The organism is Dactylosporangium sp. CA-152071 (assembly GCF_050936335.1).
In the GTDB taxonomy this organism is placed as follows: Bacteria; Actinomycetota; Actinomycetes; order Mycobacteriales; family Micromonosporaceae; genus Dactylosporangium; species Dactylosporangium maewongense.
In genome coordinates, this window is record NZ_JBNJMZ010000001.1 from 7366852 (window position 1) to 7392916 (window position 26065).

Consider the following 26065-nt stretch of genomic DNA (forward strand, 5'->3'; position numbering starts at 1 on the left):
TTGGAACACGCTTGGGGACGGCTACGATGGCCCGCGTCATGCTGATGCGGGTGCTCGGGCCGTTCGCGGTCGACGTCAGTGGCGGTGCGGCCGACCTCGGCGGCCCCCGCCAGCGCGCCGTGCTCGCGCTCCTGCTGTCCGCCGGCGGCGACGTCGTCTCCGTCGACCGGATGATCGACGACCTGTGGCGCGGCGAGGCGCCGCCGCGGGCGATCGCGTCCCTGCAGGCGTATGTCTCCAACCTCCGCCGCGTCCTCGAACCCGCCCGCGAACGCCGCGCGCCGGCCCGGCTGCTGATCAGCGCGCCGCCCGGCTACGCGATCCGGGTGCCGCCCGACGCCGTCGACGCGTGGCGCTTCGAGGCCCTCCTCGCCGAGGCGCGCGCCGCGCACACCGCCGAGCCCGGCCGGGCTCGGCTGCTGCTGCGGGCCGGGCTGGAGCTGTGGCAGGGCGGCGCGTACGCCGAGTTCGCCGAGGAGCCCTGGGCGCAGCCGGAGGCGGCGCGCCTCGAAGAGCTCCGCCTGGTCGCCCGGGAGCTGCTGCTGGACGTGGCGCTGCGGACCGGCGGCGCCGCCGAGGCGGTCCCGGAGGCGGAGCTGCTGACCCGGCAGGCGCCGCTGCGGGAGGAGGGGTGGCGGCTGCTCGCCCTCGCCCTGTGGAGCACCGGCCGGCAGGCCGACGCCCTCGCCGCGCTGCGCCGCGCCCGCGCCGTCCTCGCCGACGAGCTGGGCCTGGACCCGGGGCCCGCGCTGGTGGAGCTGGAGTCCGCGATCCTCGGCCAGCGCGTCGAGATCCTCGACAGCCTGCGCCCGGCGCCCAGCTCCGCGGGCAGCGTCCGGGCAGATGTACCGGCAACCGCCGAGCCCGACCCGCACCCGCACCCAAACCCCGGCTCCGGCGGAGCCGAGGGGTGGACTGCCGAGGGCGCGGCGCCGCCGGACCGGTCGCCCGCCGCACGGGTGGCAGGCCAGGAGCACCATGAACGTGCGGCCGGCAGCCCCGTACATGAGCGGGCGACGCCACCGCAGGCGCGTGGGGCCGGGCAGGACGAGGTGTTCGTCGGGCGGGGACAGGAGCTGGCGACGCTCTCCGGGGTCGCCGCCGAGGCGGTCGCCGGCGGTCCGCGGATCGTGCTGCTCAGCGGCGAGGCCGGGGTCGGCAAGACCAGTGTGCTCGCCCGGTTCCGGCAGGAGCTGCTCGACGGCGGCTGGCTCGTCGCGGTCGGCAGGTGCCCCGAGGTCGACGGTGCGCCACCGGCGTGGGCCTGGGTCGAGGCGCTGCGCGGGCTCGCCGGCGACGTGCCGCCCGACGACCTCGCGCCGGCGCTCGCGCCGCTGCTCGAGGACGCCGACCGCCCCCTGGCGGCCCCCGGCGAGGTCAGCGACGTGGCCGGCGGCCGGTTCCGCCTGCACCGGTCCGTGCGTGCGTGGCTGCGGCGGGCCGCCGCCCGCAGACCCGTGGCCATCGTCCTGGACGACCTGCACGCCGCGGACGCCGAGACGCTGCTGCTGCTCGCCAGCGTCGCCGACCTCACCGACGCGCCGGTGCTCATCGTCGCCGCGCTGCGGCCCGCCGACAACCGGGAGCGGCTCGCCGAGACCCTCGCGGCGCTCGCCCGGCGGTCGCCGCTGCGCGTCCACCTCGACGGGCTCGGGCCCGCCGACGTGCAGCGGCTCGTCGGCGCGTTCGCCGACGCCGACGCGGGCACCGTCGCGGCCCTCGCCGAACGCACCGGCGGCAACCCGTTCTACGTCCGGGAGTCCGCGCGGCTGCTCGCCTCGGAGGGCGCGCTCGTCGCCACGTCCGACGTGCCGGAAGGGGTACGCGACGTGCTGCGCCGCCGGTTGTCGCGGCTGCCGCAGCCGGCCGTCGCGGTGCTGCGCCTCGCCGCGGTCGTCGGGCGGGAGGCCGACGTGGAGACCCTCGTCGGGGCCGCCGACACCGACGAGGGCGCCGTCCTCGACGCGCTCGAGGCCGGGCTCATCGCGGGCCTGCTGACGGAGCCGGCGCCGGGACGGGTCAGGTTCGTGCACGGGCTGGTCCGGGACACGATGTACACGGACCTGTCGCAGCTGCGCCGCACCCGCATGCACGCGAAGGTCGCCGCGTGCACCAGGCAGCTGCGCCCCGACGACTACCCCGCGCTGGCGTACCACTACGCGCGGGCCGCCTCGTCGGACACCGCGGCGCTCGCCGTCGACTACGCGGTGCGGGCGGCGGAGCTGGCCGAGCGGCGCTACGCGTACGACGCCGCGATCGAGCTGCTCGAAGGCGCGGTGCAGACCGTGGAGGCCGTCGCCGGGGACCGCGACCAGCTGCGCATCGACCTCCTCGGCCGGCTGCTGCGGGCGCAGGCGCGGGCGGGCGCGGTGGCGCAGGCCCGGCAGACCCGCGACCGCGCGCTGGACATCGCCGTCGCCGGCGGGCGCGAGGACCTGCTGATCGCGGCGTTCACCGCGTGGAACGTGCCGACGCCTTGGCAGATCCGCCCGTACGGCGTGATCGACCACCGGGTCGTCGGCCTGCTGAGCCGCCTCCTGCGCAGGCCCGACCTGGACCCGGCGACCAGGGTGCGGCTGCTCGACGCGTTCACCGCCGAGCTCGACGGCGAGGACGACCCACGCGGCCCGGCGGCCGGCCTGGAGGCCTTCGAGCTCGCCGCGTCCCTGCCCGACCCGGCCGTGCGGGCGCTCGGGCTGGCCGCCAGGGCCAGGACGATGCGCTTCGACCTGGAGGCCGGCGAGCGGGCCGAGGTCGGCGCGCGGCTGGCGGAGCTCGCCAGGGCGCACGACATGGTCGCCTACGAGTGGGCCGCCGAGCAGATCCTCGCCAACTGCGCCGCCGCCGGCAACGACGCCGCCGGCGTGCGGGACCGGATCGCGCGGCAGGGGGCGCTCGCCACGGCGTACCAGCTGCCGGAGCCCCAGGCGATCATCCTCAGCGCCCGGGCCGCGCTCGCGCACGTCGCCGGCGACTACGCCGAGGCGCAGCGGCTCTACGACGAGGCGCTCGAATACATGCGCCGGCAGGGGTCGCTGCACGCCGACGGGTTCCACTTCCTCGCCACCGCGAGCCTGCTCATCAGCCAGGGCCGCTTCCAGGAGTACCTGGCGCAGACCCGCGCGACGCAGGCGGCCCTCGGCCCGATCGCCGACGACGCCCTCGCCCTGGCGCTCGTCGAGGCGGGCCGGCCGGACGAGGCGCGGGCCATCGCGGTCGGCGAGCACCGGCACCGGCCCGACTACTTCCAGTCCGCGTTCATGGCGGTGCGGGGGCTGGCCGTCGTCGCGCTCGGCCGCGCCGACCTGGCACCCGCCGTCATCGAGGCGCTGCTGCCGGTCCGCACGCAGATCGCCGGGATGAGCAGCACCTCGATCGCGATGCGCCCGGTCGCGTACATCCTCGGCCGGCTGTTCGAGCTCCTCGGCGACCACGACCGGGCGGCGGAGCACTTCCAGCTGTCGCGGGACGTCGCCGCAACGTGGGGCGCCGCCCACTGGGTCGCCGACGCGGAGGCCGCCCTGTCGGGGCTCCGCGCTCATCCGCGCTGAACCTGCCCTGAGTCTGCGCTGGGCTTGCGCTGGACCCGTCCGCACCAGGTCAGGAGCGCTACCGCGGCCAGCGCGAACCCGGCGTTGCCCCACCACCGGACCTGGTCGTCGGGCCGCACCAGCCAGGTCAGGACGAAGCCGAGCCACGCGTACGTCAGCAGCACCCCGCCGACGAGCGCGATGTGCCGCCCGTGCGTCCACCGTGGGCTCCGCGCGAGCCGGGAGACGACGACGGCGGCGAGCCCGAGCAGCGCCACACCGATCCAGACCCCGGCCCAGCTCTCCGGCACCGCCACGAACGCCCCCGACAGCACGAACCCACCGGCCCCGGCCAGCCACGCCTTCGGCACCCACCCGCCCGCGCCGGGCGGTCCCGGCCGGCGGGTCAGGAACGCGGCCACCACCAGCAGCGCCGCCACCACGGCCGCCCCGGTCAGCTGCGCCGGCGTGGCGAGGAACCCCGACGAGTCGTGCAGCTCCTTGAAGATGATCCAGAGCCCGCCCAGGTACGCCAGCGCCGTCACCACCAGCCCCACCGGTCCGAGCCACGGGGTGCGGCGCCGGCCGGGCGTCAGGTGCTCCACCAGCGCGATCGGCAGGGTGATGCTCCACACCGCGTGCCCGACGACGAACGCCATCGAGTGCAGCGCGCTGATCCCCAGCGCCGGCACGGGTGTCACCGACTGGAAGTCGTGCCCCTCGAACGCCGGGTTGAACATCGACTGGTCCGCCAGCCCCGCCTCGATCACCCCGTACGCCGCCCCGAGCAGCAGCACCGCCGGCCACCCGAACCCGGCCCGCCGCACCACCTCCCTGATGAGCAGCGCGCCGGCGCCGTACATCGGCACCAGGAACGGCAGCGCGGCCAGCTCCCGCACCGAGATGTTGCCCAGCAGGTACTCCCCGACGAACGGCGCCAGCACGAGCAGCCCGGCCACCGGCGCCATCTTGCGGATGAACGCTCCCATGCCTCCAGTCCACCGGCCCGCCACCGCCCCGCCTACCGCCGAAAGTCGCTCCCCACCGTCACCTTCCGCCCACCACCGCCCCCCGACCACAGGCCGTGGCCGGGATGGGGTAGGAGTGGGGGCGTGGGTGAGCTGGCGGTGGAGCGGGTGCTCGGGGATGTGGTCTCCGTGCTCGGGGGTGGGGCCGGGGTGCTGGTGGCGCCGCCGGGGAGTGGGAAGACGACGCTGGTGCCGGGGGTCCTCGCGGGGGCGTTCGAGGGCAGGGTGGTGGTGGCGGAGCCGCGGCGGATCGCGGCGCGGGCGGCGGCGCGCAGGATGGCCGAGCTACGGGGCGAGCGGGTCGGGGAGAGCGTGGGGTACAGCGTCCGCGGCGACCGCAGGGTCGGGCCCGGGACGCGGGTCGAGGTCGTCACGACCGGGCTGCTCGTGCAGCGGCTCCTCGCGGACCCGGAGCTGGCGGGGGTGGGGACCGTGATGATCGACGAGTGTCATGAGCGGCACCTGGACACGGATCTGGCGCTCGGGTTCCTGGTGGAGAGCAGGCAGACGCTGCGGCCGGAGCTGCGGCTGCTGGCGACGTCCGCGACGGCCGACACGCTGCGGCTCGCGGAGCTGCTGGAGGCGGGCGTCGTCGCGGCGGACGGGTCGCCGCACGAGGTGGCGGTGGTGTGGTGCCCGCCGGAGCGGCCGGTCAGGCCGCCGCACGGGCTCAAGGTCGACCCGGCGTTCCTGGACCACGTGGCGGCGGTGGTGCGCAGGGCGTGGCGGGAGACGGCCGGGGACCTGCTGGTGTTCCTGCCCGGCGCGGCGGAGATCGCTTCAGTGCGCGGCAAGCTCGCCGACCTGCCCACGGACGTCCTGCACGGCCGGCTGCCGGCGGCGGCGCAGGACGCGGCGATCAGGGCCGGCGACCGGCGCCGGGTCGTGCTCGCGACGGCGGTGGCGGAAAGCAGCCTGACGGTGCCGGGAGTGCGGGTCGTGGTCGACGCCGGGTTGGCGCGGGTCCCACGGACGGATCATGCTCGCGGTCTGGGGTCTCTCGCCACGGTACGAGCGGCGAAGGCCTCCACCGTCCAGCGCGCCGGGCGGGCAGGACGGGAGGGGCCCGGCGTCGTGTACCGCTGCTGGTCGCAACTGGACGACGAGCGGCTGCCGGCGCAGCCCGAGCCCGAGGTGGCCGTGGCGGAGCTGAGCGCGTTCGCCCTCGCGCTCGCCTGCTGGGGGCACCCGGGCGGGGTGGGCCTCGCCCTGCCGGACACACCGCCGGACGCGGCGATGCGGGTGGCGCAGGCGACGCTGCGGGCGCTCGGCGCGGTGGACGACGCGGGGCGGGCGACGCCGCGCGGGCACCGCATGTCGCGCGTGGGCGCGCATCCGCGGCTGGCGCGGGCGCTGCTGGACGGCGCGCCGGCGGGGGGGGGCGCGGAAGGCGGCCGAGGTGGTCGCGATCCTCGCCGACGACACCCTCGCCAGGGGCGACGACCTCGCCGCCGCCTGGCGACACCTCCGCGACGCCCGGGACCCCCGCTGGCGCGCCGAGGCCGACCGCCTGCAGCGCAGCGCCGCCCCCGACGCCCCGCAGCGCACCGCCACTGAAGACCGGCAGCCCGCCGACGACGACCGGAAGCGCGCCGACCAGGACGGCGGGCGGCGGCGTGCCGCCGGAGGGGATGGGGCGCCCGTGACGATGCCCGACGACCTGGTCGCGGGGCTGATCGTCGGGCTCGCCTACCCGGAGCGGCTCGCCCGGCTGCGCGGCGGCGCGTACCTGATGGCGGGCGGGACCGAGGCGGCCCTGGCGCAGGGGTCGGCGCTGACGGGGCACCCGTGGCTCGCGGTCGCCGTCGCCGACCGGCAGCCCGGCAGCGCCTCCGCCAGGGTCCGGCTCGCCGCCGCGATCGACGAGGACACCGCCCGCGAGGCCGGCGTCGCGCTGCTGTCCACGGTGGACGAGGTGACGGCGGAGGGCGCGGAGCGCCAGGAGCGGCTCGGCGCGATCACGCTGCGGCGGCGCGAGCTGAAGGACCCGCCGCGGGAGCTGGTGGAGCGGGCGCTCCGTGAGGCGCTCGCCAAGCAGGGGCTGCGCTGGACGAAGGAGGCGGCCCAGCTGCGGCAGCGGATGGACTTCTGCCACCGCGTCCTCGGCCCGCCGTGGCCCGACGTCAGCGACGCCGCCGTCATCGCGCACACCGACCTGAGCCGCGTCACGAAGCTCTCCGCGGTCGACCCCGGGACGACGCTCCGGGCCATGCTGCCGTGGCCCGCGGCGGCCCGGCTCGACGAGCTCGCGCCCGAGCGGCTGCCGGTGCCGAGCGGGTCGCTCGTCAGGCTCGACTACAGCGACCCCGAGGCGCCGGTCCTCGCGGTGAAGGTCCAGGAGGCGTTCGGCTGGTTGGAGACCCCACGCATCGGCGACGGCCGGGTGGCGGTCCTGCTGCACCTGCTGTCGCCCGCGGGGCGCCCCACCGCCGTCACCCGCGACCTGGCGTCCTTCTGGCGCACCGGATATCCGCAGGTCCGGGCGGAGCTGCGGGGCCGGTACCCACGCCACCCCTGGCCGGAGGACCCGGCCACCGCCACCCCGACCAGGCGCACCAACCCGCGCAAGTGAAACCTCGACCAGGCGCACCAGACCGCGCAAGGGAAGCACCGGCGGGCGCGGGACCCCGCGCGGGTGAAGCCAACCGGGGCCGCGTGTACCCGTGCGGGTGAAGCCACCCGGCGACTCACCCACCGGCGTCACGGCCGGCGGGCAGGCTGGAGTCCAGAGGAGGCGATCCAACTCCGGGAGGGACGCATGGACTTCCGCGCGATGGACCTGACCACACTGGCCGCCGAGGCGTTCCAGTACGGCTACCCGCTGCTGACCAGCCTCGCCGCCGTGGAGCGGGAGGGTGGCGCGGACAACACGTTCAGGCATCAGCGGCGCTTCGACGACCGGGCCAACGCCAACCCGGACCTGCTGCACTCGACGGCGCGGCTCGACCTGTCCGGCGGGCCGCTGTGGCTGCGCGTCCCCGACACGGGCGACCGGTACCACGTGCTGCAGTTCGTCGACGCGTGGACGGACAACTTCGCGTACGTCGGCCGGCGGTCCACCGGCGGCGGCGAGCGCGAGTTCCTGCTCGTGCCGCCCGGGTGGGCCGGACGGGAGGCCCCCGGCGCCCAGGTCATCAGGATCCCGACGATGGTGACGACGCTCATCGGGCGGTTCGCCTGCGGCGGCGCCGACGACGAGACCGCCGTGCACGCGCTGCAGGACGCGCTGCGGATCGAGCCGATGTACCCGCAGGTCCCGCTCGACGGGCTGCCCCACCCGCAGGCGGGCGTCCCGGAGGACCTGGTGTTCTTCGAGACGCTGCGACGGGCCCTCGCGGCGTTCCCGCCGTCGCCGGCGGAGCGGCGCTACCAGCGCAGGTTCGCGGCGATCGGGCTGCTGGAGCCGGGCACGTCGCCGTACGCGGGCGCGCCGCGCGAGTTCCGCGAGACGCTGCGCGACGGGCTCGAAGCGGCCCGCGACCAGCTGGAGGAGGAGGCGACGACCCGGCACGCCGAACTCGTCAACGGCTGGACCAACGACCTGCACATGTTCGACTTCAACCTCGACTTCTTCGAGGTCGGCACGATGGACACGCCGGAGTGGACGATGCCGGACCGCGACGAGGCGCACGTGATGCGGGCCGTCGCGGCGCGGACCGGCCTGTGGGGCAACCACGCCTACGAGTCGGTCGCGCCGACCGTGCACAAGGACGCTGCCGGCGTCCGGCTCAGCGGCGCCCACCGCTACGAGCTCCGCTTCTCCGAGCCGCCGCCGACCGAGGCCGGGTGGTCGTTGTCCATGTACGACGCGCCCGGCTCCTTCCCGGTGCCGAACCCCCTGGACCGCCGCGCGATCGGCGGCGGCACCCCCGGGCTGCGGCCCGAGGCCGACGGGTCGCTCACCATCCGCATCCAGCACGAGCGGCCCGACGATGTCGCCAACTGGCTTCCGGCGCCGGAGGGAGGCTTCCGGCCGGTGCTGCGGGTGTACGAGCCGAGCCAGGCCGTCCTGTCCGGGACGTTCCAGCCGCCGCCGGTCATGCGGCTCTAGTGCTGTCCTAGTCACCTCCAAGTCGGCTGTAAGTGGCACCCGGGATGGTGTCGCTGCTGATTCAGACGACTTGGAGGCACCACATATGTCCCGCTTGCTCGGCCGGCTCGGAGGAGCGGCCGCCGCCCATCCCTGGCGCATCATCGGCGCGTGGGTGATCGTGCTCGTCGCGTTCACCGCGCTGTCCGCCGGCTTCGGCGGCACCCCGCACGACGACTACAACGTGCCCGGCACCGAGTCGCAGGCGGGCACCGAGTTCCTGCGCAAGCACCTGCCGGAGCTGGCCGGCACCGACGCCCGCGTCGTGGTCCACGGCAAGGGCAAGGTGGACCCCGCGACCCTGGAGGGGCTCCGCACCCGGCTCGCCGCGATGCCGAGCGCCGGGGACGTGTCGCAGCCGCGCATGTCGGCCGACGGCGACACGGCGCTCATCGCCGTCAGGTACACCATCCCGGTCACCGACTTCGAAGGCACCACCGGCATGGACGCGCTGCGGGCCGCCGCCGAGCCGCTCGTCCGCGAGGGCCTGCAGGTCGAGTTCGGCGGTCAGGTCGCCGAGAACATCTCCGCGCCGTCCGGCACCGCCGAGGCCGTCGGCATCGTCGCCGCGCTGTTCATCCTGGTCTTCGCGCTCGGCTCGGTCATCGCCGCCGGCCTGCCGCTGATCGTGGCGATCAGCGGCCTCGGCGTCGCCAGCGCCATCATCGCGCTGCTCGCGAAGGTCACCGACATCAGCGGCACCGCCCCCACGATCGCGACCATGGTCGGGCTCGGCGTCGGCATCGACTACGCGCTGCTGCTCGTCGCCCGGCACGTCGAAGGGCTGCGGGTGGGGCTGAGCCCGCGGGAGGCGGCCGCCGCGGCGAACGCGACCGCGGGCGCGTCGGTCATCGTCGCCGGGCTCACCGTGCTGGTGTCGCTGTTCGGCCTGAGGCTGGCGACGCTGCCGGTCTACTCGTCGTTCGGCTACGCCACGTTCGCCGCCGTCGGCGCCGTCATGCTCGCCTCGATCACCCTCGTGCCGGCGCTGTGCGGCCTGGCGGGCCACCGGGTCCTGCCCCGCGCGGTCCGCAAGGGCGCCGCCGTGGCGCGGGACACCGTGGCGCGGCCCGGGCTCACGGCGCGGTGGGCGGCGCTCGTCGGGCGCCGGCCCGTCGTCGCGGCCCTGGCGTCGCTGCTGGTCCTCGGTGTGCTGTCCGCGCCGGTCCTCGGCATGCGCACCTGGCCGCAGGACGCCGGCAGCCAGCCGACCTCCAACACGACCCGGCAGGCCTACGACCTGACCTCCGCCGAGTTCGGCGCCGGAGCCAACGGCCCGCTCGTCATCGCCGTCGACACGGCCAAGGTGCCGGACGTCGACGGTCTCGTCGCCGCCCTGCGTGCCGTGCCGGGTGTGGCGCTGGTGGCGCCGGCCGCCCGTACCGCCGACGCCGCCGTCATCCTCGTCGAGCCCACGACCGGACCGCAGGACGAGCGGACCACCGAGCTGCTCAACCGTCTCCGCGCCGACGTCCTGCCCGACGGCGCGCTCGTCACCGGGCTCGTCGCGGTGTTCGCCGACATCTCCGACCGGCTCTCCGACCGGCTGTGGATCGTGGTCGCGTTCGTGGTGGCGCTGTCGCTGCTGCTGCTCACCGTCCTGTTCCGGGCGCCGGTCGTGGCCGTCAAGGCCGCCATCATGAACCTGCTGTCGGTCGCCGCGGCGTACGGCGTGATGACCGCCGTCTTCCAGACCGACGCCGGCGCGAAGGCGGTCGGGCTGCCGCACTCGGTGCCGGTGTCGAGCTGGGTGCCGATCCTGCTCTTCACCGTCCTGTTCGGGCTGTCGATGGACTACGAGGTCTTCCTGCTGTCCCGGGTCCGCGAGGACTGGCTGGCGACCGGCGACGCGCAGGGCAGCGTGGTCCGCGGCCTGTCCGCGACCGGCCGGGTCATCAGCGGCGCGGCGGCCATCATGGTGGCGGTGTTCATCGGGTTCGCCCTCGACCCCGACGTGACGGTCAAGATGATCGGCGTCGGCATGGCCGCGGCCGTCCTCGTCGACGCGACCCTGGTCCGCCTGGTCCTGGTCCCGGCGACGATGTCGCTGCTCGGCCGCGCCAACTGGTGGCTGCCCGCGTGGCTGGACCGCCTCCTGCCGCACGTGAAGGTCGAGGCGGCCGAGGAGCGGGAGCTCGCGCCCGTGGCGTAAGCCCCGGGGCTGCCCCGGGGCAGCCCCGGGGCAGCGCCTCAGCGCAGCGCCTCAGCGCAGCCCGAGGGCGGCGAGGACCCGCCCGACCGTCTGCCCCACCGGCCGGAGGACCGCATCGCGGATCCACCGGCCGGTCGGGGCGACGACCGACTGCCAGGCCCACCGCACGGGCGCCACGACGAGGTACTTCCACAGCAGGACGACCGAGTGGTTCCACCCCCATGACACAGCCCACGCGATCCCCCGCCCGACCGGCACGACGAGGTTGCGCCAGAGCCAGGCGATGAGCAGGCCCGCCGGCCGGATCCCGTAGTAGCCGATGACGCCGACGACGAACGCGACCGCGAGGCCGATTGGCCTCAGCACGTAGCGCCACAGCGCGACCGCGAGCCAGGCGATGGCGATGCCCAGCGGGCGGATGCCGTAGCGGTACCCGGTCTCGGCCAGCCACGCGATCGCGATGCCGATGGGGCGCAGGACGTAGCGGTACAGCCCGATCCCGGTCCACCGGACCCCCTGGACCAGGGCCCAGAGGACGTAGTAGACGCCCTTGCCGAGGTAGACCCAGAACAGGCGGGTGCGCTTCGCCAGCCACACGGTCGCGTCCCAGAGCGCCTGCAGCGCGGGCGCGACCACGTGCTCGATGAGCCACGCGAGGGGCGCCGCCACGAGGTTGCGCAGCACCCAGACCAGCGGGATCCAGATCAGGGTGCGCCATACCCAGGCGAGCGGCCGGAGCAGGACGTAGTTGATCGCGATGCCGATCGGGCGCAGGACGTACCGGTGGACGAGCCGGGGGATCGGCTCCAGGACGTACCTGCGGATCGCGACGAGCAGCTCCCACAGCAGCTTGAACGGCACGACCACGACGACCGCGACCACCCGCACCGGCCACGCCAGCCAGTCGGGAAGCGGCTCCGGCTCGCGGGACTGCTTCTTCAGCGATGTCATGCCGCCGCCAGGATCGTGCGGGCCCGCATGAGGGCGAAGCCGAGCAGGTTGAGGCCGCGCCACAGGGCCGGCTCGTCGGCGGAGGCGTCCTGGGCGCTCAGCCCGATGCCCCAGACCCGGTCCACGGGGCTCGCCTCGACCAGGATCCGGTCGCCGGTGCCGAGCAGGAACGCGCGCAGGTCCTCGTGCTGGCCGAACTTCCCTACGCTGCCGTTGACGACGATGTCGAAGCGCTCCCGCTTCCAGACGGTCTCGTCGAAGCCGCGGACCTCACGGCCGAGGGTCTTCGCGTCGTTCGGGTGACCGGCCTTCAGCACCTTCGCCGCGGTGGCGGCGTCGCCGAACAGGGTGGCCTTCGACCACATCATGTAGTGCTCGGCGGACGCGTACCGCACGCCGCCGACCTGGAACTCGGCCGGCCACCACTGGCTCAGGCAGCCCGGCCCGACGGAACCGTCGCGGTTGGGCCGGTGCCCCCAGAAGTGCAGGAAACGGACCCGCGCGTCGGTCGACATCAGCGCGATGAGTTCGGCGGTGCTGGCCGGTGGGTCGGTCGGAACTGGCATGATCCGAGTCTGCCGGACGGTGGCAACCCGTTATGTCAGGAATCCGGCGGTGCGATGGGCAAGATCACCGTGACGACCAGCCCGCCGCCCTCCCGCGGCTCGGCCCGCACCCGCCCGCCGTGGGCGCGGGCGACGGCACCGACGATCGACAGGCCGAGCCCGGCGCCGGGCACGCCGGCCGCGACCCGCTCGGGCCCGAGCCGCCGGAACGGTTCGAAGAGGCGCGGGATCTCGTACCGTGGCACGACCGGACCCGTGTTGCTGACGGTCAGCGCGACGGTCCCGTCGGGGCGGGTGCCGCAGCTGACGTGGACCCAGCCGCCGTCGGGCAGGTTGTGCCGGACCCCGTTCTCGACCAGGTTGTGGACGAGCCGTTCGAGCAGCACGGCGTTGCCGGTCGTCGGGGCCTCCTGCGGCGCGCTGTCCACGGCCGCCTTGCCCGGCGGCAGTTGAGCCGTGACGTGCTCGACGATGTCGGCGAGGTCGACGAACGACCGGTCGGTCACCTCCCGCTCCGACCTGGCGAGCAGCAGCAGCCCGTCGATGAGCTGTTCGTGCCGGGCGTTGACGGCCAGCAGCGTCCTGCCGAGCTGCCGCAGCTCCGGGGAGGCGTCCTCGGGGTCGACCGCGACCTCCAGGAGCGTCCGGTTGAGCGTCAGCGGGGTCCGCAGCTCGTGGGACGCGTTGGCGATGAACCGCCGCTGCCCGTCGAACGCGTGGTCGAGCCGGGCCAGCATCAGGTCGAACGTGTCGGCGAGCTCCTTGACCTCGTCGTGCGGACCGGGCAGCGCGATCCGCTCGTGCAGCCCGCGGTCGGGGGCGTTGGCGATCCGGCGGGCGGTGGCGGTCACCTGGTGCAGCGGCTGGAGCAGCCGCCCGGCGATCAGCCAGCCGAACGCGGTCGCCGCGGCCGCGATGACGGCGAGCGCGATGCCGCCCTGGACGATCAGCGTCTGCCGGGTGTCGGTGGTGATGTCGTCCCTGATCTGCCGGACGAACAGCTGCCCGTCCGGCGGCGGCGCGGCGACACCCGGGGGCAGCCCGCTGACGGTCCCGCTGATGATCGCGTTGCCGCTGAGCCGCTGGTACAGCAGGACGTACGTGACCCCGAGCAGCAGCAGCCCGGCGAGGAGGAACAGCCCTCCGTACACCAGCGTGAGCCGCGCCCGGATCGTCAGCCTGTTCATCAGTCTGGTGGTCATCACGCCACCCGGTAGCCGACGCCGGGCTCGGTGTGGACGACCGGTGGGTCGCCGAGCTTGCGCCGCAGCTTGAGGATCGTCATCCGCACCGTGTGCGTGAACGGGTCGGCGTGCTCGTCCCACGCCTTCTCCAGCAGCTGCTCGGCGGAGACCGCGGCGCCGTCGGCGCGCAGCAGCTCGGCGAGGACCGCGAACTCCTTGCGGGACAGCGGCACGTACCGGCCGTCGCGGAACACCTCCCGGCGGTGCGGGTCGAGCCGGATCCCGGCGCGCTCCAGGACCGGCGGGGCCGCCGCCCGCGCCCGCCGTCCGAGCGCGGCGACCCGCGCCGACAGCTCCCGGAACGCGAACGGCTTCGGCAGGTAGTCGTCGGCGCCGATGGCGAGGCCGGCGACCCGGTCGTCGATGTCGGCGGCGGCGGTCAGCATCAGCACGCGGGCCGCGCCGTCGCGGGCCGCCAGGGACCGGCACACGTCGTCGCCGTGGACGACGGGCAGGTCCCGGTCGAGGACCACGACGTCGTAGTCGTTGACGTCGAGCCGCTCCAGGGCGGCGCCGCCGTCGTGGACCACGTCGACCGCGTGCGCGTCGCGCCGCAGCCCCTGCGCGACCGTCTCGGCCAGTAGCGGCTCGTCCTCGACCACCAGAATGCGCATGCCTCCATGGTGACGCGTGGTGACGTCACGCCGGCGTCAACGTTCGCGGTTACGGCCGGGTGACGCGCTCCCCGCTTGACTTCGGCGCAGCGGCCGGCGAAGGCCCGGCCCCTCTCAGGAGGAACACCATGATGCGCGTCAGGACAGCCCCGGCGCGGGGTCTGTTGCTCGGCCTGCTGCTCGTCGCCGGCCTCGCCGTCTCCGGGTGCGGCAAGACCGGCGGCGGCGACAACGGGGTGGCGAGCGCCGGCGGCACGCCGACCGCGAGCGCGAGCGCCGGGTCGGGGAACCAGCCCCGGGACCCGGCCAAGGACCAGGAGAACATGCTCAAGTACGCCCAGTGCATGCGTGAACACGGCATCGACATGCCGGACCCGCAGTTCGAGGGCGGCGGGGTCAGCATGATGCTCCCGCAGGGTGCCGACAAAGCGAAGGTCGACGCCGCGAACGCCGAGTGCAAGCAGTACATGCCCAACGGCGGCCAGCCGATGAAGGCCGACCCGGAGATGCAGGAGCGGATGCGCAAGTACTCGCAGTGCATGCGGGAGAACGGCGTGCCGGAGTTCCCGGACCCGAGCGAGGACGGCGGCATCCGCATCGAGGGCGGCCAGGGCAGCAACCTCGACCCCGGCAGCGAGGCCTTCAAGAAGGCCGACCAGGCGTGCCAGCAGTTCGGGCCGAAGCGCCCCGGCGACGGCGGCCCCGCCACCAACCAGAAGACCGAGACCGGCGGCGGCGCATGAGCGTCGATCGCCGGAGGAAGAGGAGCAGGGCGGGGCGCGTCGCGGTGGCGGTCGTGGCGGTGGCGGCCGTCGGAGCCGCCGCGGCGGCCGGGCTGGGGCTGCCGGACCGGGACAGCGACGCGAGCACCCAGGCCGCCGCGGCGCCGCCGAAGACCACGAAGGTCACCCGGCAGACGCTCGTCGACACCCAGACCGAGGACGGCAAGCTCGGCCACGGCACCTCGGCGACCGTGTCGGGGCGGCTCAGCGGCACGCTGACCGAGCTGCCGGCCGTCGGCGCGACCGTCCAGCGTGGACAACCGCTGTACAAGGTGGACGACACGCCGGTCGTGCTCCTGTACGGCGGCCTGCCCGCCTACCGGAACCTGGCACCCGGCACGGAAGGCGCCGACGTCCGCCAGTTCGAGGAGAACCTCGCCGCGCTCGGCTACAAGGGGTTCACCGTCGACGACGAGTACACCGCGTCGACGGCGACCGCGGTCAAGGCGTGGCAGGGCAAGCTCGGGCTGACGAAGACCGGCGTGGTCGAGCTCGGCCGGGTCGTCTACGCGGTCGGCGCGGTCCGCGTCGAGGAGCACAAGGCGGCCCTCGGCGACCCCGCCGGCGGGGCGCTGCTCACCTGCACCGGCACCGGGCCGGTCGTCACCGTCTCCCTGGAGGTCTCCGAGCAGCGGCTCGCGGCCGTGGGGACCGCCGTCACCGTCAAGCTGCCGACCGGCAGGACGGTGCCCGGCAAGGTCGTGAAGGTCGTCACGGTCATCACGCCCGCGCAGGGCAACAACCCGGCGGAGACGAACCTGGAGGTGACCGTGACACCCGACGACGGCGCCGCGTTCGCCGGGCTCGACCAGATCACCGTCGAGGTCGTGTTCACCGCCTCGCGCAAGGAGAACGTGCTCACGGTGCCGGTCTCGGCGCTGCTCGCGCTCGCCGAGGGCGGCTACGGGCTCCAGGTCGTCGAGCAGGGCGCCAGCCGCGTCGTCGCCGTCGAGCTCGGCATGTTCGCCGCGGGGCGGGTCGAGGTCAGCGGCGGCGGGCTCACCGAGGGCATGCAGGTCGGGGTGCCGTCATGACCGCCGTGATCGACCTGTCGGCGGGGGACGCCGTCGCGGCCGGACCGGCCGAGGTGGTCGCGCTGGAGCGGGTCAGCAAGTCGTACCCCGGCGGCGTCACCGCGGTGCGGGAGGTTTCGTTGACCGTCGAGTCGGGGGAGATGGTCGCGATCGTCGGGCCTTCGGGCTCCGGCAAGTCGACCATGCTGCACCTCATCGGCACGCTGGACCGCCCGTCGTCCGGCACGGTGCGCATCGACGGGCACGACGTCTCCGCGCTCACCGACCGGCAGCTGTCGGCGCTGCGGGCCCACCGGATCGGGTTCGTCTTCCAGCAGTTCCACCTCGCGCCCGGCCAGAGCGCGCTCGACAACGTCGCCGACGGCCTGCTCTACGCGGGGCCGTCGCGGGCCCAACGGCGGGCCAGAGCGGAGGCGGCCCTCGTCAGGGTCGGCCTCGCGGACCGCCTCGACCACCTGCCGCACGAGCTGTCCGGCGGCGAGCGGCAGCGGGTCGCGATCGCCCGCGCCGTCGTCGGCGAGCCGGCGCTGCTGCTGGCCGACGAGCCGACCGGCAACCTCGACTCCACGTCGGGGGCCGGCGTGGTCGAGCTGCTGCGCGAGCTGCACGCCGCCGGCACCACCGTCCTGGTCATCACCCACGACCAGGCGATCGCGGCGGCGCTGCCGCGCCAGGTCGTCATGCGCGACGGTCAGGTGGTCGCGCCGACCGGGGGAGTGGTCGCATGACGAGCGCGACCGCGCCGCTGCGCCCCGCCCGGCTGTTCCTCAGCGACGTGCTGCGGGTCGGCAGCGCCGGGCTGCGGACCAGGCCGATGCGGGTGTTCCTGTCCGCGCTGGGCATCGCGATCGGCATCGCCGCGATGACCGCCGTCGTCGGCATCTCCTCGTCCAGCCGGGCGGAGCTCGACCGGCAGCTCGACGCGCTCGGCACCAACCTGCTGACCGTCGCCCCCGGCAACGACCTGTTCGGCGGCGAGGCGACCCTGCCCGACGAGTCGGTGCCGATGATCTCGCGGATCGGCCCGGTCACCGAGGTCGCCGCGACCGGCAAGGTGTCCGGCGCGCACGTGTACCGCAGCGACCACATCCCGGCCGCGCAGACCGGCGCGATCAGCGTCCAGGCCGCGCACCTGGACCTGCCGCGCACCGTCGGCGCGTCGCTCGCCGGCGGCGTCTGGCTCAACGACGCCACCGCCCGCTACCCGGCGGTCGTCCTCGGTGCGGCGGCCGCCCGGCGGCTCGGCATCGACACGGCCGGCGAGGGCGTCCAGGTGTACCTGGACCGGAGGTGGTTCACCGTGGTCGGGGTGCTGCGGCCGGTGCCGCTGGCGCCGGAGCTCGACGCGGCCGCGCTCGTCGGCTGGGCGGCCGCGCAGACCTACCTCGGCTTCGACGGGCACCCGACGACCGTCTACACGCGGTCCCGCGACGAGCAGGTGGAGGCGGTCCGGTCGGTGCTGGCCGCGACCGCGAACCCGCAGAAGCCCAACGAGGTCAAGGTGTCCCGGCCGTCCGACGCGCTCGCCGCCCGGCAGGCGACGGACAAGACGTTCACCGGGCTGCTGCTCGGCCTCGGCGCGGTCGCGCTGCTCGTCGGCGGCGTCGGGGTGGCCAACACGATGGTCATCTCGGTCCTGGAGCGGCGCGCCGAGATCGGCCTTCGGCGGGCGCTCGGCGCCACCCGCGGGCAGGTCCTGCTGCAGTTCCTCGCCGAGTCGCTGCTGCTGTCGGCGCTCGGCGGGGTCGGCGGGGTGTTCCTCGGGGTCACGGTCACCGGCGTCTACGCCCTCACGAGGTCGTGGCCGGCGGTCGTGCCGCCGTGGGCGACCGCCGGCGGGGTCGTCGCGACGCTGGTGATCGGCGCGATCGCGGGCCTCTACCCGGCGGTGCGCGCCGCCAGGCTCGCCCCGACGGAGGCTCTCGCGACACCCTGAGCCGCGCTGTACGCACGCAGCAGGTGGTCGAGGTAGTTCTGGGTCGAGTACGCCCCGGCGGCGGCCCGGCCGGCCTCGGCCACCTCGCGGTGCAGCGACGGATCCGTCAGGACCCGCACGAGCGCGGCGGCGAACGAGTCGGCGTCGGGCGCGGTGCTCAGCCGGTGCGTGCCGGCGAGCGCCGCGTCCGCGAGGACGACCGGCAGGCCCTGCGCCTCCGCCTCGATGAGCACCAGGCCCTGCGTGTCGGTGGTGGACGCGAACGCCAGGACGTCGGCCATCCGGTAGTAGGCGGCCATGCTCGCGTGCGGCACCGGCCGGACCAGCCGCAGCGCGTGCGCCACCCCGGCCTGCCGCGCCTGCCGCAGCACCGCCTGCCGCCGCTGCAGCACGCCGAGCATCACCAGCCGCGCGTCCGGCAGCCGCCGCAGCAGCCGCGCGAACGCCTCGAGCAGCAGCTGCGGGTCCTTCTCCTTGGTGGCCCGCCCGACGGCGAGGACCACCGGGGCGTCCGCCGGCAGCCGCAGCGACCGCCGCAGGTCGTCGCGGCTCAGCGGGCAGTCCGGCAGCGTCACCGACGTCGGCACCGTCCACACCGGAGGGACGCGCTCGAACTCGGCGAGGCTCGCCGCCGTCTTCTCCGACGGCGCGATGAGGATCGCGGTGCGGTCCAGGAACTCCTGGCCGACCCGCACCAGCTGGGCCCGCCGCTCGGTGCCGGGCCGGGTCAGCTTCAGGTAGTCGCGGACGGTCCAGCCGACCTGCAGGCGCTGCGCGGCGTGGGCGGCGCCGAGCTGGATCTCCATGAAGTGCGCCGAGTAGGCGAGCAGGTCCGTGTGCCAGGTCATGACGACCGGGATGTCGTGGGCCCGCGCGTACCGCAGGCCGCCGACGCCGACCGGGCCCTGGGTGTGGATGTGCACGACCTCCGGCACCCGCCGCATCCCCGGGAACCTCGGCACCCCGATCCGGACGTTGCGCAGCGGCACCGGCACCGACCGCACCCCGCACGGCTCGGCCCGCCCGCGCAGCAGCGGCGCCGGCTGGTACACCTGGACCTCGTGCCCGGCGTCACGCAGGAGCGCCACGGTCGTCGCGACCGAGATGGCCACGCCGTCGGAGCGGCCGGGATGGCTGTCGCAGAAGTGCGCAACTCTCACGCCGGACATGGTGCGGCACGCCCGCCGGGTTCGGGGATGGCTCACGCGAGGTGTACGCCGTCTGGAAAGCCGATGTTCATTGATCCACGGTCGGGTCGGTCGACAGGGCCAGCGCGGCGTCCCGCACCTCCGCGACCGGGTGGCGGCGCAGCGTGGCGACGACGTCGCGCCACGGCTCCGGCCAGCCCAGGTCGCCGCCCCGGGCGGCGTACGCGAGGCCGAACAGCCCGTCGGCGAGCCCGTCTCCCGTGGCGAGCCGGGCGGCGATCGCCAGGGTCGTGCCCGGTTCGGCGGCCGGCCGCTCCAGCCGCCTGCCGGCCCGCCCGGCGAGCCGCGCCGCGAGCACCGGCCGGTCCGCGGTCAGCCGGCGGACCCCGTCGAGCCAGCCGGTCGCGGGGTCGGCCAGGTCGGCCGCCTCGACCAGCAGGGTCGCCGCCGCCGGGACGTACCCGTCCACCGTGGACAGTGCGCGTCCCGCGGCACCGGCCGCGTCCCGCCCCGCCGCGTCGTGCGCCGCCCGGTCGGACCACGCGACGACCGCGTCGACGATCGCCTCGACCCGCCGCCGCGCGGCGTCGCGCGCGGTGTCGGAGGCGTCTGTGCCGGCCGCCGCCAGGGCCCGCACGGCGGCGACGAGCGGCGCCTCGCCGAGGCCGGTGTCGACGAGGCCGGCCAGGGCCCGCACGACGGGGCGCCACACGATCCGGTCGTCGAGGTCGGTCAGCCGGGACACCACCGCGCCCGTCACGTCCGCCAGCCACGGTGCCCAGTCGGGCAGTATCGCCCAGGCCCACGTCGCCGCGTGCTTGTCCGGTCCGGCGGCCGCCGCGGCCACCAGCGCCGCGTAGTCGCCGCGCAGCGGCACCGGCACCGCCCACGGGCTGGCCGCCAGGAGCACTCCCAGCTCGTCGCGGCCGCTGTCACGGTCCCGGTCGGCGCCCGCCGCGCGCAGGATCCGCCACATCGCGGGGTCGCCGGCGCGCTGCCGGGCCGCGGCCACGATCGCGACCCGGACGGAGCGGTGCAGGCCCGGGTCCTGCCACAGCCGCCACAGCGTGTCCGCCGCGCCGGGCACCGACCGCACCGCCAGCAGCCGGACCGCCTCCTTCCGGGCGGTCACCTTCCGGGCGGTCACCTTGCCGAGGGCCGGGTCGAGCGCCGCCAGCAGCACCGACGGCGGCGTGAAGCGGCTGACCCGGCCGGCCGCCGCGACCACCACCCGGGCCCGGTCGTCACCGACGTGGCGGAGCAGCACGGGCAGCGCCGCCGCCGGCCGGTCGGTCCAGGCGAGCGCCGCCAGGGCCGCCTCCGCCAGGACCACGTCGCCCGCGTCGACCCACTCCAGGACCAGGGCCTCGCCGTGCACGGGGACCGGGGCCGCGTCGCGCAGCGCCGCCGCCCGGGCCTGCGGCGTCGCGCCCACATCCCGCACCACCTCGGCCTGGCGTTCGACGTATGCCCGGTGCTGGTGGGGCAGCCAGCGCCGCAGGTGCACCGGGCGCGGCGGCACCCAGCGGACCCCGGCGGGCACGAACCGGCCGGTCGGCGGCGGGCCGGTCAGGGCGGCGTCGAGCAGGTCGCCGCGCCGGGCGCAGACGGCCCGCCACACGGCGGGTAGGGCGATCGCGGAGGGGTCCTCGCGCAGCACCGCCTCGACCCGCTCGGCGCGGTGCCTCGGATCGGCGAGCCACAGGTCGACGGCGGTGCGGGCGACGCCCGCGAGGTTGCCGCGGCGGGTGGCGCGCTCCAGCATCGACTGCAGGTCCGGCAGCCGCCAGGCCCGTTCGCCGAGGGCGCGGGCGATCGCGAAGAGCGGCTCGAACTTCGCCCGCTCCGCGCCGAGCCGCACCCAGCCGCGGACCGCCTCGAACGCCTGCGTCTCCTGCCCCCGCCGCAGCCGGGGCAGGTCGCCGAGGCGCGGCACCCGGTCGTCGCCGAGGAGCCGCTGAAACGTGTGCAGCGCCCACCGGACCAGCACCGGCGAGTCGAACCGCTCGCGCAGCACCAGCACGGCGAGGTCGCTGAGCCGGCCGAGCGCCATCGGTGAGGTGTCCCGCGCCTGTACGACGTCCGCGACGACCTGCTCGAGGGGCTCGACCAGCTCGGGCCGCAGCAGCGCCGGCCGCACGTCGGCGAGGCTCCACAGCGCTGCGGCGCGCACCGGGTCCTGCTCGTTGCGCAGCCGCAGCAGGTGGTGCGTCGCGGCGAGGACGGCGGCCGGGTCTTTTCCGCGCGCCGCGCACCGGATCAGCAGCTGCCAGGCGGTGACGCGGTCCTCGGCGCGGGCCCGGCGGGTCGCGGCGAGCAGCGGCTCCTCCGCCTCCGCCCACGGCAGGTGCGCGGTGTAAGCCAGGGTCAGCGCCTCGCTCTGCCGCACCGCGTCGAGCGTGAGCGCCCGGCGCGCCTCCGCCACCCGCAGCCCGGCCGGCAGCACCCGGTGCACGTCGGCCTCCGGCAGCGACCGGGAACGGTCCACATCGGACATCGCCCGGGTGAAGAGCTCCGCCCGGTCGTGCGGCGGCACCGCGGCGAGCAGCCGCGCCAACGCCGGCCCGTGCCCCCGCAGGCGGCGCGCCAGCCCCACCAGCCCCGCCACCGGCAGCCGGCCCAGCCGCGACAGCACCGCCCGCGGCAGCGCCGTCCTGGCCAGCCACGCCGCCCGCGAAGGCCGGGTCAGCAGCGCCAGGACCAGCAGCGGGTCGGCGGCGGTGAGCACGCCGTAGGCGCGCAACGGGGACGGCAGGGACTCCCGCGGCCCATAGCGCTCCAGCAGCTCCAGCACCCGGTGCGGCAGCGCGGGCGCCGCGGCGAGCACCCCCGCGCCGTGCCGCGCCCACCACGGTCCGCGGGCGGCCTCCGGCAGCGCCGCCAGCTCCCGCTCCGCCTGGTCGAGGCAGGCCCTCGGGTGGCGCCGGGTCAGCGCGGCCCGGTCGCCGAGCACGTGGGCCAGCTGCGGCAGCAGCCGGGCGACCGTGGCCTCGCCGCACGCCGGCAGCAGCGCCGCGGCCTCGGCGTCGCCGAACCTGGCGCGGACCGGGTCGACGAGCGCCTCGGCGAGGTCCGTCCGCCCGCGGACGCGGATCCGCCGGTACAGCCGGACCCGCGTGTCGGCGGGCGCGTCCGCGACGACCCGGGCGACCGGCTCCGGCGCGGTCTCGGCCGACCCGGCCCAGGCGAGCAGTGCGCTGCGGCGGATGTGCGGGTCCTCGTCGGTGAGCGCGGCGAGGACCGCCCGCCGGTCCCGCCCGACGAGCGCCATGAACAGCGCCACCTCGCGCTCGTGCCGCTCCCCGGCGCGCAGCGCGGCGAGCGTCGCGGCGAGCGTGCCGTCCGCCGCGCCCGCGAGGGCCCGCGCGGCCTGCAGCCCGCGCCGCGCCGGGTAGGGCAGATGATCGCCGTCCATCCCCACATCTTGCCCGGCGCCCGCCCGTCCTGAGCCGCGTCCCGGTCGGCGCCGCCGGAACACTCCCGTGTTCCCGCAGGCGGGGCGCGTTCCAGGTGTCCCACGGTGTCCCACGGCCGGCGCGCGGCGGGCCACCGCGGTGGTCGGCTGTCTCCCGTCAGCGACACCCGCACCACGACATCAGGGAGACACCATGGACGCGACCGCCACCACGATCCGGCCCGCCGCCAGGATCCGCTTCACGCTCAACGGCGTGCTGTGGACCCTGCAGGTGCTGTGGGGCTTCTTCTTCGCCGGCAGCGGCTTCGGCAAGGTGCTGCTCGCCGACGACACCCTCTACGTCGCGGCGCCCCGGGCCGTCGCCTGGTACGCCGCGGTGCCGCAGCCGCTCATCGTCTTCATCGGGGTCGCCGAGGTGCTCGGCGGCATCGGCCTGATCCTGCCGGCGATCACCAGGGTCAGGCCGCGGCTGGTCCCGCTCGCCGCCGCCGGGCTCGCGCTCACCATGGTCCTGGCCGCCGGCTTCCATCTCGTCCGCGGCGAGTACGCGCTGGTCCCGGCCACCGTCGTGCTCGGTGGGGTGGCCGCCTTCGTCGCCGCCGGCCGGTCCACCATGCGCCCCACCGAGCCCGCCCGCCTCACGACCCGGCGCGCGCTGACGTCGCTGGCCGTGCTGGTCCTGCTGGCCCTGACGACCTTCGTGCCCACCTGGTACACGATGACCCACGCCCAGTTCTGAGACCGCTGCCGGGCTACTTGATCTCGTAGACGGCCACGTGTCCGGCGCGGTACCTCAGCTGGGCGAACTTGCCGAGGTCCGGTGAGACGTGGACCTCCTCGGGGTACGGCGGCTTGTCCACGTAGTACCAGTTGGAGACGTCCTCGACCCACAGCCACCGCACGCCGTACTGGTCGCGCAGCTTGCCGACGGTCTCCGCGGACGGCGCGGTGAAGGCGGCGTCGTTGTCGATGATGATCTGCGGGTGCCAGTACATGGAGTACTGCTGCATCACGCCTTGCGTGCGCTCCTGGCTGTGCGCCTCGGCCGTGTAGGCCCACGACTCGACGAGGACGCGGCGCTCGCTGTACGCGGCGATGCCGAAGTGCCTCCGGTCGCAACCGTCTTCAGGGGTGAGGTACACGCAGTGCGCGTTGGTGGCCACCAGGTCGTCGGAGGAGGAGTTGGCGCGCAGCCAGCGGCCGGCGTCGAGGGTGCCCTCGGTGACGATCGGCCAGAGCTTCGCGGCGTTCTTCCAGCCGTCCTTCTGGGCGGTGGGGTACACGTTGGCGATCTGGCTGGCCACGGTCGGCAGGGTGAAGCCGAGCATGAGGGTCACGACCAGCGCCGCCGGCCTGACGCCGCCGAGCCGGGACCGGTACCGCCAGGCCAGGACCGCCGCGACGACGATGACCAGCGCCAGGATGGCGTACGGGTACGTGAGCTTCGCGGCCAGCTGGACCGTGCGGTACGTGGGGCTGAACTTCGGCAGGTGAGTGCCGTCGACGGCGCGGATCGCGAAGATCACGAGCACGCCGGCGCCGAAGGCCACCAGCAGCGGGCGGGCGGTGTGCCAGGTCAGCGCCGGCGCGAGCAGCAGCAGCCCCCAGACGGCCAGGGTCGCCAGGTACGGCCGCGCGCCCATCAGGAAGAAGCCCTCGGCCGACCCGCCGGAGTGCGCGAACAGCATCAGCGCCGCCATGCCGACGATCCCGAGCCCGGCCATGAGCAGCACCTCGGCGTCGAACAGCCGGCGGCGCAGCCCGGCGGCGCCGGCCCACATGCAGACCCAGCACAGCACGGTCAGGGCGAGCAGGATCACCAGGCGGTACATCTTCGGGTCGGCCACGAAGCCGGTGGTGCCGCCGGCCGGGTTGTGCCGCATCCCGCCGAGCGGCACGATGTCCAGCCCCTGGCTCTCCCCGCCGAAGAGCACCAGGTTCGCGAACGCCATCCAGGCTCCGACGACCACGAGCGCGGCGAGCGCCACCCGGTTGAGCCGCCGCCGGAACACCAGCTGCGCGCAGACGACCAGCAGCAGCCCGCACAGCAGCGTCGGCAGGAACGTCGCCTTCGCGCCCATGATCGCCCCGGGCAGCAGCGCGAACAGCACCCACCGCCGCCGGTCCCCGCCGTGCTCCCGCAGCAGGTCGACCAGCAGCAGCATCAGCGGCACGAACAGCAGGCTGCCGAACGTCTGGGTCGGGCTGGTCCACAGGAACAGCTTCAGGTTGGACCCGTCGTCCATGGGGTTGAACGCGTACGTCTGGTAGAACCCGTTCAGCTGCCAGCCGTACGGGTCGGGAGACAGGACGAGGAACGCGGCCAGGGAGGCGAGCGCCCCGCCCAGCCACGACCCGGTCACCCGGCGCCCGAACGCGGCGATCAGCAACACGTACGCCATGACCATCGGCAGCAGGGACAGCCTGTTGAGCAGCACCCACGGCTCGATCCCGGTCGCCCAGCTCGTCGAGGCGAAGTCCGCGTAGACGAACCAGTGGTAGAAGACGCCCTCACTGGTCACCCACGGCGTCACGAGGTCCATGTGGTGCTTGATCTCGCCGGTGAGCGCCAGGTGGAACGGCAGGTCGATGTCGGTCATGCCGTAGCTGGGCCACTTCATGCCGACGAACCGGTAGTAGTTGGCCGCCCACGCCAGCATGACGAGCGCCAGCACCGCCATCGCCCACGACCAGCCCAGCGGCGTCCGCGCGGCCGGGCCGGCGCCGCGCCAGTACCGCCGCAGCCTCGGCACCCCCGCGAACGCCACGATGACCGCCAGCGGCACCAGCTGCGCCGCCAGTGGCACCCCCAGGGCGCGGGCCGGGATGTAGGCGAGCACCTCGATCGCGTACCCGATGGCCGTCCCGGCCGCCAGGTCCTCCGGCAGCGCCCGCGCCCCCCGATGCACCAGCCGCCACAACAGCGTCCCCGGCAGCGTGATCCCGATCGCGATGTACGCCGCGAAGATCCCGGTCGTCGCCGGTGACACGTCGTAGAACCACAGCACTCCGACCGTGGCGACCGCCACTAGCACCGCCGGTAACCATCCGGACCTCCAGACAGCCGTCCGCACCGGGCCGGGCGACTGTTCGTCGGACTGGACACCACCGTCGTGCTCGGCCTGCTGAGCCAGAGTCATCGTGAGAGTCACCTTCTGGTTTCGCCGTAAGCTGCGGCCCGAGTATAGGCACCCTGACCGGCGCGCCCTGACCGCGCACAGTGACGCCCGGCACTGCTTGCACCCCTTACACGCCTCCACGCGGGGCATGTCAGGGGCCGTTCTTCTGATGTTCACCGCCACCGGCGCGCGGGCGCCGGTGCCACCCTCATGATGGCAGGCGCGCGGAGCCAATGACGTCCCGAAGAGGCCAAACCCGGACGAATCATTCAAGAGTGGGCGCAGAAGGAGAACAGCCGCATCTGGGGCGGGGACCCGACGCCGAAGGCGACGGCGGAGGCGCCTGTGGAGGCGCCTGTGCCGCCTGTGGCGGCGGCGCGGGCGTGGCAGCTGCCAGGTGTCGCCGTGCCATGCGGACGTGACTGTGAGTGTGGGGGTCCTCGCGCGCTTCGTGGG

General features: G+C 75.3%; 16 protein-coding genes and 1 pseudogene. 9 read left to right on the forward strand and 8 right to left on the reverse strand.

What is annotated here, in order from left to right; all coding sequences use genetic code 11:
- The first annotated feature begins 38 nt into the window (after positions 1 to 38).
- A complete protein-coding gene (locus ACQEVZ_RS33190) occupies positions 39 to 3551 on the forward strand; it encodes a BTAD domain-containing putative transcriptional regulator (RefSeq protein ID WP_433373768.1) in 3513 nt (1170 codons plus the stop codon).
- On the opposite strand, the gene ACQEVZ_RS33195 is transcribed toward ACQEVZ_RS33190, so the two are convergent.
- Positions 3539 to 4519 carry a hypothetical protein gene (locus ACQEVZ_RS33195; RefSeq protein WP_433373771.1) on the reverse strand — a complete coding sequence of 327 codons (981 nt, stop codon included), beginning with the start codon at positions 4517 to 4519 and terminating at the stop codon, positions 3539 to 3541. The genes ACQEVZ_RS33190 and ACQEVZ_RS33195 overlap by 13 nt on opposite strands.
- Positions 4520 to 4642: 123 nt before the next feature.
- Here ACQEVZ_RS33195 and hrpB point away from each other — a divergent pair.
- The 3 genes and pseudogenes from hrpB (at position 4643) to ACQEVZ_RS33210 (ending at position 10800) form a co-directional block, all read left to right on the forward strand.
- Positions 4643 to 7130, forward strand: a pseudogene (hrpB, locus tag ACQEVZ_RS33200) (ATP-dependent helicase HrpB).
- 186 nt (positions 7131 to 7316) lie between these two features.
- On the forward strand, positions 7317 to 8609 hold the full coding sequence (locus tag ACQEVZ_RS33205) for a DUF1254 domain-containing protein (RefSeq protein WP_433373774.1): 1293 nt from the start codon (positions 7317 to 7319) through the stop codon (positions 8607 to 8609).
- An 85-nt stretch (positions 8610 to 8694) separates the two neighbouring features.
- Positions 8695 to 10800, forward strand: a complete 2106-nt coding sequence (locus ACQEVZ_RS33210) for an MMPL family transporter (RefSeq protein WP_433373777.1) — start codon at positions 8695 to 8697, stop codon at positions 10798 to 10800.
- Positions 10801 to 10851: 51 nt separating this feature from the next.
- Here the strand turns inward: ACQEVZ_RS33210 and ACQEVZ_RS33215 are convergent, their stop codons facing one another.
- Genes ACQEVZ_RS33215 through ACQEVZ_RS33230 form a run of 4 tightly spaced genes read right to left on the reverse strand, consistent with a single transcriptional unit; the run spans position 10852 to position 14175 of the window.
- Complete coding sequence (locus ACQEVZ_RS33215) at positions 10852 to 11751, reverse strand: hypothetical protein (protein WP_433373780.1); 900 nt, start codon at positions 11749 to 11751, stop codon at positions 10852 to 10854.
- Positions 11748 to 12317 (reverse strand): NADAR family protein, encoded by a 570-nt coding sequence (locus ACQEVZ_RS33220; RefSeq protein WP_425552413.1) that lies wholly within the window; start codon positions 12315 to 12317, stop codon positions 11748 to 11750. Before ACQEVZ_RS33220 ends, ACQEVZ_RS33215 begins: the two co-directional genes overlap by 4 nt.
- Positions 12318 to 12352: 35 nt before the next feature.
- On the reverse strand, positions 12353 to 13504 hold the full coding sequence (locus ACQEVZ_RS33225) for a sensor histidine kinase (protein WP_433377131.1): 1152 nt from the start codon (positions 13502 to 13504) through the stop codon (positions 12353 to 12355).
- 14 nt (positions 13505 to 13518) lie between these two features.
- On the reverse strand, positions 13519 to 14175 hold the full coding sequence (locus ACQEVZ_RS33230) for a response regulator transcription factor (protein ID WP_344512378.1): 657 nt from the start codon (positions 14173 to 14175) through the stop codon (positions 13519 to 13521).
- Positions 14176 to 14303: 128 nt separating this feature from the next.
- On the opposite strand from ACQEVZ_RS33230, the gene ACQEVZ_RS33235 reads away from it, so the two are divergent.
- Genes ACQEVZ_RS33235 through ACQEVZ_RS33250 form a run of 4 tightly spaced genes read left to right on the forward strand, consistent with a single transcriptional unit; the run spans position 14304 to position 17927 of the window.
- The gene (locus tag ACQEVZ_RS33235; RefSeq protein WP_344512380.1) at positions 14304 to 14918 is read left to right on the forward strand and encodes a hypothetical protein; all 615 of its coding nucleotides are present in this window, start codon (positions 14304 to 14306) and stop codon (positions 14916 to 14918) included.
- A gap of 59 nt (positions 14919 to 14977) precedes the next feature.
- The gene (locus ACQEVZ_RS33240; protein WP_433373785.1) at positions 14978 to 15991 is read left to right on the forward strand and encodes a peptidoglycan-binding protein; all 1014 of its coding nucleotides are present in this window, start codon (positions 14978 to 14980) and stop codon (positions 15989 to 15991) included.
- Positions 15988 to 16719, forward strand: a complete 732-nt coding sequence (locus ACQEVZ_RS33245) for an ABC transporter ATP-binding protein (RefSeq protein WP_433373788.1) — start codon at positions 15988 to 15990, stop codon at positions 16717 to 16719. The genes ACQEVZ_RS33240 and ACQEVZ_RS33245 overlap by 4 nt, the downstream gene beginning before the upstream one ends.
- A complete protein-coding gene (locus tag ACQEVZ_RS33250) occupies positions 16716 to 17927 on the forward strand; it encodes an ABC transporter permease (protein WP_344512384.1) in 1212 nt (403 codons plus the stop codon). Before ACQEVZ_RS33245 ends, ACQEVZ_RS33250 begins: the two co-directional genes overlap by 4 nt.
- On the opposite strand, the gene ACQEVZ_RS33255 is transcribed toward ACQEVZ_RS33250, so the two are convergent.
- Complete coding sequence (locus ACQEVZ_RS33255) at positions 17870 to 19087, reverse strand: glycosyltransferase (protein WP_354901635.1); 1218 nt, start codon at positions 19085 to 19087, stop codon at positions 17870 to 17872. The two genes, ACQEVZ_RS33250 and ACQEVZ_RS33255, sit on opposite strands and share 58 nt — an antisense overlap.
- 76 nt (positions 19088 to 19163) lie before the next feature.
- Positions 19164 to 22490, reverse strand: a complete 3327-nt coding sequence (locus tag ACQEVZ_RS33260; protein WP_433373793.1) for a hypothetical protein — start codon at positions 22488 to 22490, stop codon at positions 19164 to 19166.
- A 193-nt stretch (positions 22491 to 22683) separates the two neighbouring features.
- On the opposite strand from ACQEVZ_RS33260, the gene ACQEVZ_RS33265 reads away from it, so the two are divergent.
- Complete coding sequence (locus ACQEVZ_RS33265) at positions 22684 to 23229, forward strand: DoxX family protein (protein ID WP_433373796.1); 546 nt, start codon at positions 22684 to 22686, stop codon at positions 23227 to 23229.
- A gap of 13 nt (positions 23230 to 23242) precedes the next feature.
- Here the strand turns inward: ACQEVZ_RS33265 and ACQEVZ_RS33270 are convergent, their stop codons facing one another.
- Positions 23243 to 25630: a hypothetical protein gene (locus ACQEVZ_RS33270; RefSeq protein WP_433373799.1), complete on the reverse strand. Its 2388-nt coding sequence runs from the start codon at positions 25628 to 25630 to the stop codon at positions 23243 to 23245.
- Positions 25631 to 26065: the final 435 nt, after the last annotated feature.